General features: G+C 38.2%; 10 protein-coding genes and 1 riboswitch. Of the genes, 7 read left to right on the top strand and 3 right to left on the bottom strand.

What is annotated here, in order from left to right; genetic code table 11:
- Positions 1-14 precede the first annotated feature (14 nt).
- The 3 genes from AC3ISB_RS22205 to AC3ISB_RS22195 all read left to right on the top strand — a co-directional run bounded on the left by AC3ISB_RS22205 (position 15) and on the right by AC3ISB_RS22195 (position 6848).
- On the top strand, positions 15-2612 hold the full coding sequence (locus tag AC3ISB_RS22205) for a hypothetical protein (RefSeq protein WP_489274347.1): 2598 nt from the start codon (positions 15-17) through the stop codon (positions 2610-2612).
- A complete protein-coding gene (locus AC3ISB_RS22200; protein ID WP_489274345.1) occupies positions 2605-4299 on the top strand; it encodes a UvrD-helicase domain-containing protein in 1695 nt (564 codons plus the stop codon). The genes AC3ISB_RS22205 and AC3ISB_RS22200 overlap by 8 nt, the downstream gene beginning before the upstream one ends.
- A 770-nt stretch (positions 4300-5069) precedes the next feature.
- Complete coding sequence (locus AC3ISB_RS22195; RefSeq protein ID WP_489274343.1) at positions 5070-6848, top strand: GmrSD restriction endonuclease domain-containing protein; 1779 nt, start codon at positions 5070-5072, stop codon at positions 6846-6848.
- A gap of 354 nt (positions 6849-7202) precedes the next feature.
- Here the strand turns inward: AC3ISB_RS22195 and AC3ISB_RS22190 are convergent, their stop codons facing one another.
- A complete protein-coding gene (locus AC3ISB_RS22190) occupies positions 7203-7697 on the bottom strand; it encodes a L,D-transpeptidase family protein (RefSeq protein WP_489277001.1) in 495 nt (164 codons plus the stop codon).
- Between the two features lie 198 nt (positions 7698-7895).
- Here AC3ISB_RS22190 and AC3ISB_RS22185 point away from each other — a divergent pair, with 198 nt between their 5' ends.
- The 3 genes from AC3ISB_RS22185 (at position 7896) to AC3ISB_RS22175 (ending at position 9695) form a co-directional block, all read left to right on the top strand.
- Entirely contained in the window at positions 7896-8234 is a 339-nt protein-coding gene (locus tag AC3ISB_RS22185) for a hypothetical protein (RefSeq protein ID WP_057276953.1), read from the top strand.
- A gap of 166 nt (positions 8235-8400) precedes the next feature.
- Positions 8401-9126: a ZIP family metal transporter gene (locus AC3ISB_RS22180; protein ID WP_489274340.1), complete on the top strand. Its 726-nt coding sequence runs from the start codon at positions 8401-8403 to the stop codon at positions 9124-9126.
- 188 nt (positions 9127-9314) lie between these two features.
- Positions 9315-9695 (top strand): hypothetical protein, encoded by a 381-nt coding sequence (locus tag AC3ISB_RS22175; RefSeq protein ID WP_098370113.1) that lies wholly within the window; start codon positions 9315-9317, stop codon positions 9693-9695.
- Positions 9696-9800: 105 nt separating this feature from the next.
- On the opposite strand, the gene AC3ISB_RS22170 is transcribed toward AC3ISB_RS22175, so the two are convergent.
- Positions 9801-10682 carry a 5'-methylthioadenosine/S-adenosylhomocysteine nucleosidase gene (locus AC3ISB_RS22170; protein WP_489274338.1) on the bottom strand — a complete coding sequence of 294 codons (882 nt, stop codon included), beginning with the start codon at positions 10680-10682 and terminating at the stop codon, positions 9801-9803.
- Between the two features lie 176 nt (positions 10683-10858).
- Positions 10859-10962, bottom strand: a riboswitch (purine riboswitch).
- A 596-nt stretch (positions 10963-11558) separates the two neighbouring features.
- On the bottom strand, positions 11559-12473 hold the full coding sequence (locus tag AC3ISB_RS22165) for an NAD(P)-dependent alcohol dehydrogenase (protein ID WP_489274336.1): 915 nt from the start codon (positions 12471-12473) through the stop codon (positions 11559-11561).
- Between the two features lie 215 nt (positions 12474-12688).
- On the opposite strand from AC3ISB_RS22165, the gene AC3ISB_RS22160 reads away from it, so the two are divergent.
- On the top strand, positions 12689-13258 hold the full coding sequence (locus tag AC3ISB_RS22160; RefSeq protein ID WP_489274334.1) for a dihydrofolate reductase family protein: 570 nt from the start codon (positions 12689-12691) through the stop codon (positions 13256-13258).
- The last annotated feature ends 270 nt before the right edge of the window (positions 13259-13528 follow it).

Below are 13528 nucleotides of genomic sequence, written 5' to 3'. Positions count from 1 at the left end.
ATAGGATGATAGATGTGAGTGATACAGTTCGTGTAGTTACATATGAAAATCCATACACCTTTCATTTACTGCCTGACTTTCAGCCCTATATGGATACTGTACATATTTGTGCTTCGAGCTCTCTGGCACAAGGAGTGAAAAGGAAGAACCGAATACTTCATGCGTATTCCATTGGGGAGCTTATGAAGAAGTTTTATCCAAGATGGAATGATACAGAACATCGTTTCAACCAATATTCGCGACTGTCTGACCTTTTGCGTGACTGGGAAGATGCAGAGAATGCAAAAGTCATCCGTTCATTTAAACGCAATAAACTAAATCTGCTTATCACGATGAGGAATTTGACGGAAATTGGGTTAAGGCCGGATGATATCCTTGATTTTTCAAAAAAGATAGAAGAAAAGCTTTTCTGTGATGTCTGGGAGAAAATGATTCCTGACTTTACCCCGTATATCGTAGACTCCGAGCTGAATTTGAAAGGTTATGAAACTATCTTTCAGGTTTTTTTAAATGAAGATTTGCCGATCAGGAACAAAACGATCGTGCTCCATGGTTTCTATTATATATCGCCAGGGCAGCATTACGTCTTTTCAAAATGGAAGGAAGCGGGGTTCGAACTTGTATTCATTAATCTATACAATGAACAGTTTCCAGAAATCTTTTCTTTTCTGGATGAGAATTTTTCCGAAAAGTATGGATGGGCTAAACGAGATGATTGGACCTTGACGACAGATCCATCAACATTACGGAGTGAACGATTCGCCTCGGTTTTACAAGGGAATGTATTGGATGGAAAGTTCGAAGGCATCCATGAAAAAGCATATGAATATATGATAGAATTCGTCGGGGATCTGGAGGATGGCGTACATTATGTATCTCCGAGCAATGATCAGCTACAGGAACGGATTCGTGAATTTAGGCCAGAGGCTTATGAAGGAGAAAGTCATTTTCTGTCTTATCCCATCGGACAGTACCTGCTCCATTTACATTCGATTAGTAATGAAGATAAAGGTAATTATTTTTTGAACGATAAAATCCTAATGGAGTGTTTTTCCTCGGGCTGGCTCAATTATGGGACAGACAATGCCCGAGATTATACGGAGCAACTGAATGCCATCCTCCCTTATTTCAGGAATTGCGAGAACATCGATGAATGGCGCGATCAGATGTTGAGATTGCAGGCTGCCAAAAAATCTTCTTCCCGTTCGATAAAGAAGAATCACTTGAAGAAAACGGATCATTTCAAGGCGGTCAGAATCAATCCTGTATTGAGGTTCTCTTTCTTTTCCGTCACCCTAAAGGATTTAAATGTTATTAAAGGGTTCATGGAAAAGCTTATTTCTGATGCCAAATGGTTAGTGAACATCGAGGAAGAGCGGATTACCATCAAGACCCATTTTGACAGGGTCAAAAAGCTGCTGGATGAATCGGGTGTGAAGAATTCATTTCTAGGTTCAGTGGAAAGGGATTTGGTTAATCAGTTAGAAGGAATGCTGATGAGGCCAGTAGAAGATGGCCGTACATATCATGTCAGCGATCTTGCTGAAGCCATCGTCGTCTATCTAAAGAATGGATTCGAGTTAGAATTGGAGAATGAAAACGAAATGAACGACCAGAAAGTGTCCATTCAAAGACTCGAACAATTGGATGGCCTAATTCTGTTGAATGAGGGAAAGGGATTGCACCTTTGCGGAATGGATGAAAAGCACTTTCCGGAAGATAGTTCGCCTATGCCATGGCCGCTGTCGGAACAATTGATAAAGCGGTTGAATCGTCCAGCGACTGATATGTACTTATATAGAAAGGGCAATCAAGGGGCCTTTGCTAAATACCTGTTTTATTTGGCGTTATGTTATGAGGGGCAAATTTCAATTTCATGGATTAGAAATTGGGATATCCATGAGCAGTTGGAGAGGTCTGTTTATGTTCAGCTGTTAGGGTTGGAGAAAGAGGCGAATGCTGGGAAGACTAATTATCAATATTCGCCGATTAACATTCAACCAAATGATATTGAGATGGCGACCGTGCAAAATAAGCTTCTGAGTTTTCCAAGGGAAGAATTCGTAGAGATGTATTTATGCCAGCGCCGATTCTACTATAGTTCCGTCGTGTATGGCTTTTCTAGTTTCCGATCACCCTTTCACCAAGAGTTTCTGGTTGGGAACCTGGTGAAAATCTATGCTGCAAGTGGACAGGGTAAGTCGGAAATCATAGATATCCTCCAAGGGTTGTTTCCCTATTTCACCCGCATACGTCTTCGATTCATCGTCGAGGAAAATCTGAAGGAGAATTATGTACAAGGTATGAGGAAATATGGGTTAGGACGGAGGCTATATTATGAAAATCTTGAATATCCGACAAGCGCGATTTATTTTCAGTTTTTGACACATCATGGGGCTTTTCAAAATGAAAGGTGGAAGGGTTCATTCGAAATGATGAACGGCAGGAAGGTTAATAAACAAGACATTGATCAATTCATCTCCCCAAAGGATGGCCTTCTGATTGAAGCGACCCCTTCCGAGTTATGCAAGCTTTGCCCTCATAATGAATATTGTGAGGATGCTCTTTATTCCACGGACATTTCAAAAAAAGGGTTTGATGACATTGAGTGAGTTTTTATTCAAGGAAGCATATGAATTGAAAATGAACAAGGCCTTCGACTTGCTTGAAAAGGCGATGGAGAAGACTCCTTCCATAGAAGAGGACATTTCAGAAAAAACTGAACGATTTCTGCAAAACATCGAGTTAAGCGAGGAACAGCAAAAAGTGGCTAAAATGAATTCGACCCACCTTCTGGTAAAAGGATCTGCGGGAAGCGGGAAGAGCATCACCCTCCTGACAAGAATGATGCAGAAAATGTCGGAAGATTTCGGAAAACGATTCTTGTTTGTATCGTTCAGTCAGGAATTGGTGAAGGATGCGGGAAACAGGTTTTTTAAATCAAAATATCATGACGCGCTGCAGAAACAAGGTCATGAAGTCCAATTCATGACCTTTCATGAACTAGCGTATCAATTATTAAAATCGATGGGAATCGAGGTTAAATTATTTCAAACATCCCACAGGAACATAAATCATAAAGATAATAACACAAAGGGGATGATGCTAAGGATATTGAACCTTCTCGATACGGAAGAGTTCGAAGGATACCCTTCCATTCACACTATAAAGAAGACAAAAAACACTGCATTTTTAATGGACGAATTCGCTTGGATGAAGGGGAATGGCTTCATCTCAAAAGATGATTATCTTACCTGTGAGCGTAAAGGGCGTGGAAAGCTGCCGAACCTTTCTGCCAAACAACGGATTACGATTTACCGCCTATTTGAGATTTATAGGGAGGAACAACAGAAAGATTTTAAAAATAGGATTGACCGGGAAGATTATGCCCTCTTAATTATGGAGAATCTTAACAAGTTGCTTAATTCGGAGAAGTTCGATCATATTTTTATAGATGAAGTTCAGGATCTTCAACCAATGCAGCTGAGATTATTAGTTGCAATCAACAAGGGTACATTGACATTGAGTGGGGATGAAAGGCAGCGAATTTATAAAAGCAGTCCTTTTTCCTATCAATCACTTGGCATAAAAGTCCAAAGTGGGAACAACGTCGTATTGAAGCGTAATTGGCGGTCAACTTACCAAATCATGAAACTGGCAAACTCGTTGAATTTTAATCGACCGGATGAAGACTCCAAGTATGACGACGAGAAATATTTTCCAAGGCAGGGAGAAAAGCCACTGATTAGGGCCTTTAAATCCTATAAGGATATGCTTACACAGGTTGGCAAACAAATCATGGACATTCGCAAGAGTAAACCGGATTCTACTTTCGCCATCATCCATCGTCAGCATGACATCCAAAAGGAAGGAGATATGAAGACTTTTTTTGGACGGTTTTTTAGTACAAAGACTTATATTAAGAAGATAAACGTAAATAATGCGACGAGGCATGTAGAGGAACCTAAAATCTACTATCTTGAAGCTAAGGCTACGAAGGGATTGGAGTTCGACTATGTCTTTATACTGGACTTCAGCATCTTCTACTACCCGCATAAAGACGAAATAGACGATTTGAAAAAAATAAAACAATTTCGTTCCGAGGCCTTCCTTTCCGATAAAAAGGAAATTGAAGAAAAAGAAAAGCGAATCTTATATGTTTCTTTGACGAGGACGAAACAAGAGGCTTTTCTCTATTTCGTAGCCAGTGAGGATCCGGAAAAACGTATATCAACCTTTGTTAAGGATTTTTCAACAAAAGATTATATTGCTAAAGGATTTAGTAAGACAAAGATATAAAAAAATTGAGTGCAGATTGGTAAATGGCAATTATTAAGTGAAACCTCAATAAAATGTTTTAGTGTTTCTTACACGCAATTTACTTTTTAATAGTGGGCAAGGTATTAGTTTTAATAATATTTCTAAGAAATTAAAATTAGCAAAGTCAACACTCATTTAATGGTCAAGATTAGATATAACAAAATTTTTAGGCAATCGAACTGGAAGCTTTGCAAGAACAGCCTTATCTAACAAAAAAAAATCAAGGATTAAAGCAGAACTTGAAAACCGACCTTTTCTGTTATCCAAGACAGACAAGACCAAATTAGAACCTTACTGATTGCAAACATGTTTACTTTTCTTTAAAAGTAGTTATCTCAATTGTTAAATAATGGTTTATTGTAAAAACAATAAGATTTAGGAATAGAACATTAGAATAAGGGGAGAGCCAAACCTTGCACTAAGGTTTGGCTCTTTTAAATAAAGAAAAGAATATACTTTGAATTAAAATCTTCTTTTATATCCCTCGATTACTCTCTATTATAAGGTGGATGGGCTTTATGATAATGTCTTCTTTTATCTTTTCTATATCAAAATTTAAAGAAATTTAAAGAAAGTTCTACCACTCTGCCCACTTTTCCATATCGCCGTTGCACAAAAAAAATTTCGTTGTCCAAAATATTCTAGGAATATTTATACAAATAACATTTAATGTAGTAAGTATTTAATGTAATATAATATTAGATTTTCAGAATAAATACATATTTATAGACTGTTTAGGAGTGAAAGTGATGAATATAACGCCACGCGGCATGAGTGTAATGAATTTATACCAACTATATCGAAGTAAGTGTTTATTTGTAAATAGAAAATATCAAAGAAAACTGGTATGGACTCGTTCGGAAAAAGAGGCACTTATTGATAGTGTCTTATCACAATACCCAATTCCATTGATCCTTCTTGCAGAAAAGGGTATTAATACTAGTGGTCAAACTACTTATGAAATAATAGATGGGATGCAACGATTAAATGCCTTGTTTAGTTTTATTGAAAATGAGTTCACTGTTAATAAATTATATTTCGATGTATCCCAGCATCCAACAGCAAAAACTCTTGCGAAGGACGGAGTATTTACTCCTGTTGAATTAAAAGAAGGAATTAATTTGCTTGATGAAAAAAAATGTGCATCATTCTTAGAATACCAACTACCTATTTCTACTTTCCAAGGATCAGAAAAAGAAGTTATAGAGGTTTTTGGAAGAATCAATTCTAATGGTAAGCATTTATCTCCACAAGAGGTTAGGCAAGCAGGTACCACAACTGTCTTTTCTAATTTAGTTAGAGAATTGAGTGCAGAAATTCGAGGCGATGTATCAAGAGAATTACTCTCTTTAACCGAAATGCCGGAAATTAGTATTGATTCTAAAAATATAGCTCTTGGATATGGAATATCAGCTGATGAAACTTTTTGGTGCAATCAAGGAATTTTAAGAGTTTCCCATGTAAGGGATAGTGAAGATGAACAACTTATAGCCGATATCATATTATCTATTGCATTAAAGGAACCTTTTTCTGCGAGTAAGGATAATTTTGATGACTATTATCAAAATGATAAAAAGAAATTGGAGATAGAATCAAAAATAGCAACGTACGGGATAGAAAATCTAAAAAATGATATTAAATTGTTGTTTGAAAAAATACAAAATCTAATTTCTTTCGGATATACAGAAAGGAATTATCTGAAAAACATTTTAAATTCTAAGGCTGGAGGTAATGCAGTAAAGGAGCCCTTTTACACACTTTTTATGGCAATGTATCAATTAATAATTGTTGATAACAAAGAACCTTTTAATATTCAGGGTATTTTAGACAGTTTAAAAGATCTTGCCTCGCGAATTAAATCGGGTAAGAGTATTTCTGTTACTAATAGGAAAGCAAATATTAATCTGACTATTGGTTTAATTCAAAATTGCTTTCAACAATCATCACAAACCCTTAGGAACATGGGAGTACTAGCAATTGATTTCGAAAATTACTTACGATTCTCAAAGGTCGAACCACCCCATTATGATTTCAAACAGGGTTTTTATACTCTTGATAAGGGTAAAAGGGTATTTGATGAAAAGAGTTTCGAAAAAATTATTCATAATATTTCTGCTATGGCTAACCTTGGAAAAGGCAGGGTAGGGTATCTTTTCATAGGTGTAACCGATCGTGAATCTCATACATTAAGAGTAGAGGAAGTAGACGGAATTACTGCTCCTAGAGTTGGAGATTATGGAGTGGTTGGCTTAGAAAGAGAAGCTGAATTAAAAGGGGTGAGTTTGGACCAGTATATATCCTTTATAACGACTAAAATTAATAATTCCTCTCTTCCCGAATTAGTGAAGTCTAATATCACCTCTAATATGAATGCGATTAATTATAGAGGTAACATGGTACTGATGTTAGAAATTAAATGTGGGGATGCTCCGTGTTGGTATGGTAACGAAATGTATGTTAGAGATGGAGGACAATGCAAAAAACTAAATGGTTCGGATGTCGCTCTAGTTTATTCGAGATTTATGTAAAATATACTTCGCTTAACGAGTAAAGTTTCAATAGAAGCATATTATGCACAGGAAATACTTTGTGTGGTTATTTATCTGTGCATAAAGTTCTAATGCGGTTGTTGAAAGGAAGGCGAAGTATGGGTATTGAATTGCGGAATATTTAGGGTAAAGAACAGATGTTTTATCCGAACATTGTCTCTGTTGTTAAACCAAGTGTTTGTCCATTTATGAATAGTGCCTGTTCCAAGGTGAATAATGGGAACCTCCAGTCTGTTCAGTTAGAAAGACAGAAGGGCCGAATGGATAATTTGTGAGCAAAATAAGCCGACGGGACAATTCCGTCGGCTTATTTATAATAATTCCCTAAACACATTAAGGATGAATCGTAACCATTGTCCCGATTGGAACGATCCTTGATAATTCCTCCACGTCCCGATTATGCATGCGAATACAGCCTTTTGAGACGGCTTTACCGATCGAGCTGGGATCATTCGTTCCATGAATGCCATAGTGTTCTTTTGATAAACTCATCCACATTGTACCGAATGGGCCTCCGGGGTTTGGGGATTTATTAATGATGATGAATTGTCCTACTGGTGTACCGAAAAGCATTCTTCCAACAGCAATCGGATATTGTTTTTGCAGTACTCCATTTTTTAGCAGCTTCAGATTACGATTGTTAACGGACACATCGATCTGAAATGGAATGGTATCAGGAGGGGGAAAACCAGGGATCATGATGGGTTGACCAGGATAAATGACATTTGGATTGATGGTCGGGTTAGCATTGATGATTGCCGATAGCGGTTTCCGGTAGTCCCTGGATATCTGTGTCAGTGTTTCACCTGGTTTAACTGTATGAATCAGTCTGAACACCTCCATAGGTTATAGTTGTCATGTTTCATTCTATGTGATTTTTCAAAAGTGTTTCGTAACTCGCTGTTATCTGTTTTTAATGAAACTAATATGTTAAGTAACTTAGCCGAAAAGAAACCGAAATGAACTTTTGATAAAATAAGTTTTTATGGAGCTGGATTTTTTGTTAGTTAAAGAGGGGGAATAAAGGTGGAGGAACATGTGAAAAAGGCTTTAGTAGAATGGAATGAAGAAATCAGTGATGTGTTAAATGGGATAGAAAAAGAGTATGAAGAAGTTAAACGTGATCTTCAGGTTTATTCCTATAAATTCAATATTACCAAGCAAGTTGTACAATCCACTATAAATGATGAAATTATTCGAAACATCCGTGAGCTCTATCATAAACCTTTTGAACAAAAATTGAATGAATTGAAAGAATCAATAAAAGAGCTGGAAGAAAAGAGAAAGGTTTTTCAAATGTTTGTCGATAAAATTGAAAAGGTTAGTGAAAGAGAAGAAGGAAAACCGCAAATATCAGTCATATAAGGTACCGAAGGCTAGGATAATCATAGCGACTCTACTATTCTATACACAAAAACCATGGCAGCGAATATAACTGCTTTTTTTTGCTGGAATTTGCAAAAAGCGGCCCCTTGTTTACCCCAACATCTACCCGGGTACACTATCTTATAAAAAGGAAATGGGGAATTCTATGTGGAATGCGGTCTTTTGGGGAGGGGTTTCGGGTTCTGCTGTCCTGCTTGGCGCATTAGCCGCCATCTTCATTCCGATAAAGAAAAACATCATTGGCTATATTATGGCTTTTGGTACGGGTGTATTGATTGGTGCAGCGGCATATGAGCTGCTTGCTGATTCGGTGAGTGATGGAGGAATCTGGGCGACGGCGATCGGATTCATAACAGGGGCCGCCGTATTTACCGCGTTGGATTTTCTTATTTCCAAAAAAGGTGCGGATAAAAGGAAACGGTCCAATAATAGCTCTTCGAAGGAAGCGGGCCTAGCCATTTTCATCGGGACGGTGATGGATGCCATACCGGAGTCGATCATGATTGGCGCAAGTTTAATAAGCGGTGGCTCGGTAAGCTGGTTATTGGTCATTGCCATCTTCATCAGTAATATTCCGGAGGGGCTCTCAAGTACAACTGGTCTGCTCAAAAGTGATTATTCGAAGAAGAAAATCATGTTGCTATGGTTTTCCGTCCTGATCATTTCGGCACTATCCTCGATGTCGGGCTATCTATTCCTCGATCATGCCCCGGACTATATCCTGGCAGCGATGGCAGCATTTGCAGGCGGCGGAATCATCGCCATGATTGCCTCGACGATGATGCCTGAAGCATATGAAGACGGAGGACCGATGACGGGGATATTCACCGCAGCCGGCCTGCTTATCTCTTTGGTTCTGGATTCGATGTGATAACGAAAAAGTGAGATTGTCCCCTTGGAAAGAAAGGGGGCAATTTTTTTTGTGTAAATCTATCATAGAAGGAAATGCGCAGGCGAAATAAGGAAATCTATCTCTAAAAAAGAATTGCTGGTGTTAAAATATCATTTCAAAACATACACTCTTCATATAGATTTTTAGACATTGAGGAGATGTTAGAAATGAACTTCGAGATGCAAATAGCGAATATGTTGGCTGATAATATAAATGGTTTCATTACATTCGTCCGGGAAAATCATGAAAATGAAAACAATTGCTTTTGTTTAAATAGAGATAAATTGTATCAATTGAAACTTCTTGTTGAGGAGTTTAAGTTTCAAGTATTGGCAGATGAACTTAAACGAATCAACAGGTTTACCTGGGATGAAAACTACACGCATTTATTAGTTGATAGATTCAGGAAAGGGATGGGCATCATTGAAGAGTACGTTGAAAATAACTACAGTGATTTATTCATTTTTACCGCAAGACTTTACACGTTGAATAACCTCAGCTTATTATTTTGTAAGGAGGAAGAATCGGGCACAGTCTTCCGCGAATAAAAGAAGAGCACATATTATCGTATATAATATGTGCTCTTCTTTATTTCATTATAGGGATAGTTGACCAAAAAGATTCTCATTCTTTTATATGCTCCGAGCCCGGCCTTATTTGCTTGGCATAGTAGAGATATATTTTTTGACTACTTCATAAACATATTCTTGATTGGCTGCTGCTGTATTAGGGTTATATTTACCGCCGTTCACTTTATTATTGGACAGTACTCGTATACCTAAGAAGGGAACATCGTAAGCTTTGGCGATTTGTGCTGCCGCAGCTCCTTCCATTTCTTCAACAGATGTACCATATTTCGTATGGAACCACTTAATCCGATCCACTTCATTATTCCAAACGTCTGCAGAACCGATAGTACCATCGACAACCTTACCTTTTGTGTAAGTATCTTTAACTGCATGAGCAGCTGCAAGTAAATCCTTATCTCCCTCGTAGAAGCGTGGTTTTTCAGCGTTAGGATCTTCTCCTGCACTTCCTTCAGAAGCCATTAGGTCCATCGGTTTCCAAATGGTTGGATCAATTCCTTGGTTTTCAGTTTTATCTGCTGTTTTTAATGAACCTAGGTTTACCGTTCTTTTTCCTAAAACAATATCAAAAACGTTTAGGCTTGGATCATGTCCGCCTGATGTTCCTTGATTGATGATGGCAATAGGGTTATATCTTTCAATGGCCAATGCTGTAGCGGCAGCTGTGTTTTCCATCCCTTTACCTGTTTTTGCAACGATTACAGGATAATTGTCTAAAGTTCCAATGTAAAATACAAAATCTCCTGATTTTTCTTCTTTAACATTTTTTAACCTTTTCGCGAAATTTTCAGCTTCGATTGGCATTGGACCTTGAATCATGATAGGCCTTTGAGTCTTTTTTTCGACCGTTTCATTTTTGGAAGCAGAACTGCATGCTGCAATCACCGACACGAAAAGTAATGTAATGATTCCTAATATAGTGTACTTTTTGAACATGTTTTTTCTCATATAATTTCTCCTTAAAACATATTTATTCGATTGTTTGATACACTCGCAGTTGCGGTCAAAGAAAAAGGTCCAGAACGGCAGAATGATTACTGCCTTCTAGACCTACGATAGTCAAAGTAAAGGTGATTAAGCAAAATGATTATAATGCTAAATCATTAGCTGCTCAAGAAAGCGGGCAGCCGAATACTTTAACTCGTAGTCTAGTTCTTTCACTGGGAACCAGGTAGAAACGCTCAGACCATATTTCCGAGCATATACGAGTAAATTACGATTATTACTTTTCTAATATAACAAACAAATGATAGATAATCAACAAAAAAGTGAACAATAAAATATAAATACAATTTAATGTTCGGATTTAAGGGGAGCGGTTCGTTAAAAACGTTGATTGGAACGTAAGGCACTCGCTTTCCGCGGGCGGTCGGCCCTCGGCGCTCGCCTGTGGGGTCTCCCTTGGACACGCTTTTCCCGCAGGAGTCTCGAACACCCGCTCCAATCAACTGGAGCGTTTTTTAAATAAAAAAACTATAGGCAAACTACTTTTCTTCTAATTTGGCTATAGTCTGGAGGGGGTCGAAATGGCTCATCCGGATTCATGATTACAAGACTATGGTTTTCTTAATAGTTTTTTTATAACCCCCTCATTGGATTGAAGAAATTTGCGACACTCCTGCCGAATAACTGGCTAGCCGAGACCCCACAGACGCTTGCTTTGATGAGGCTTGGCAGACAGTCGGCGGAAAGGGAGCGGGTTTCTGAAATCAAACTGGAACATTTGCTAGAAAAAAAAGAATACCCCTTCAGATCCAAATGTCCAAGGGGGGATTTTTCATGTTCATGAGGCTAGTTAATACCTGTTTAATATTATGTCAGGGTTTATCGAGGAACAGTTATGACTACATTTCCCTTTTTATGTCCTTTCTCTACATATCTATGAGCCTCGGGAATCTGTTCCAGCGGGTAGCATTTATCAATGACCGATTTTATTTTTTCAGTTTCGATAAGCTCCTTGAGAAGTAATAAATCTTCCGTAAGTACCTTTGCTATTCCTTGTCCTTCGACGGACACGTATCGCCCGTTCGGGGTCAGTGCCTTCTTGCAAGTGGCTTTCGAGCTTTTCCCGACTGCATCAAAGATGATGTCATATCGCTCTTGTCTTTCCGTGAAATCCTCCTCCGTATAATCAATTACCTCATCTGCTCCCAATGATTTTACCAATTCAAAATTAGCGGCACTGCATACTCCGGTAACTTCTGTTCCAAAATATTTGGCTAGCTGTACGGCTGAAGTTCCTACTGAACCGGATGCTCCGTAGATAAGGACTTTTTGCCCGTCCTGGATATTGGCTTTTCTGAAAAAATGCAGGGCTGTCGTTCCCCCAAAAGAAATGGCGGCGGCTTCCTCATAGGTCACATTGGCAGGCTTTATAGCTATTTGGCCGTCTTCAGGTAAGCATGTGTATTCGGCATGAGCTCCAAAATTCATTCCAGTCATGGCAAAAATCTGGTCGCCTTTTTTGAATTTTTTCACATCCCTGCCCGTTTCCTCTATTTCCCCGGCCAGCTCCACTCCGAGTATTGATTTTCGCGGTTTTCTAAGCCCCAGGAAGATTCGCATCGGCAGCCATAATAAGAGGGGGCTATTGAAACTCCGGACTCTTATGTCCCCTGAAGCCACTGTTGCCGCGTGGACCTTTACCAGGATTTCGTTGTCCTTGGGCGTTGGTTTTGCCACCTCTTGGAGTTCCAGTACATCGGGTGAACCGTATTTTGTGCATACCATTGCTTTCATCGCGAGTCTCCTTAGTTTTTAATACAATCTTTTAATACTATGATAGAAGCTGTAATATAAAACTACATGTAAGCGAAACGGAAGAAACTTTTGTATGAAGCTTAAAAGCAGCAGGTATTTGTCCGGCATCGGTCAGGGGCAAGTGTCTCGCTGAGCGGTCGAAACCTTATGTTGTTATAACAAGGGAAATTCTATAAGACAAAGGAGCTAAAAGTATGGCCATTAACGAAAGACCGAGAAGAATAGTTTTAGATTTAGCAGTTACTTTAGATGGATTTATTGAAGGGCCGAAAGGGGAAGTGGACTGGTGCATTATGGACTCTGAAATGGGGTTCATTGATTTCTTAAATCAAATTGATACTATTTTTTATGGGAGAAAAAGCTATGATTTATGGGGACAATATTCTCCAGAAAATGAGGTATCTGATACTGAAAAAGAAATGTGGAAGTTAGTTCATGGCAAAGAAAAATTCATGTTTTCCAAAACAAAAAAAAGCACTGATGATAAAGTAACAATCATAAATGATAATATTGTTGAAGAAGTAAATAAATTAAAGAAAAAGCCTGGTAAAGACATCTGGCTTTATGGCGGGGCAAGTCTTATTACAACTTTTATAAGATTTGGGCTGGTTGATGAATTTAGGTTATCTGTTCACCCTGTTGTTTTAGGGGATGGAAAACCTTTGTTTATTGACATGAAGGAGAGATTGAATCTAAAACTGGTTGATACAAAAAGATTTTCCTCTGGCGTTGTTCAACTTTGCTATCATCTTAATGAAGGGTAATTGAAAAGCATGATGATAGGCTTAAAATTCATATGTAGATAAAAAGAGAGTAACTCCATTTTTAAAAAATGGAGTTTTTGTATTTGCTGTTAAATAAGTATTGAAGGGATATATTTATCATGATGAATTCACGAGTAAAACCTTGAAATTCACGAGTAAAACCTTGAAATTCACGAGTAAAACCCCAAAACTCACGAGTAAATGCTTGAAATTCACGAGTTAACCCCCAAAACTCACGAGTAAATGCTTGAAATTCACGAGTAAATCCCC

This window comes from Peribacillus sp. GL_122 (assembly GCF_057835005.1).
Note: the sequence above shows the minus strand (reverse complement) of the source record. Positions and strands in the feature narration are given on the sequence as shown.

What these genes read in the sequence shown, in the direction of transcription:
- AC3ISB_RS22195 (WP_489274343.1), top strand. Translation starts at nt 5,070, where the DNA reads ATGAATATAACGCCACGCGGCATGAGTGTAATGAATTTATACCAACTA.
- AC3ISB_RS22170 (WP_489274338.1), bottom strand. Translation starts at nt 10,682, where the DNA reads ATGAGAAAAAACATGTTCAAAAAGTACACTATATTAGGAATCATTACA.
- AC3ISB_RS22165 (WP_489274336.1), bottom strand. Translation starts at nt 12,473, where the DNA reads ATGAAAGCAATGGTATGCACAAAATACGGTTCACCCGATGTACTGGAA.
- AC3ISB_RS22160 (WP_489274334.1), top strand. Translation starts at nt 12,689, where the DNA reads ATGGCCATTAACGAAAGACCGAGAAGAATAGTTTTAGATTTAGCAGTT.
- AC3ISB_RS22180 (WP_489274340.1), top strand. Translation starts at nt 8,401, where the DNA reads ATGTGGAATGCGGTCTTTTGGGGAGGGGTTTCGGGTTCTGCTGTCCTG.
- AC3ISB_RS22175 (WP_098370113.1), top strand. Translation starts at nt 9,315, where the DNA reads ATGAACTTCGAGATGCAAATAGCGAATATGTTGGCTGATAATATAAAT.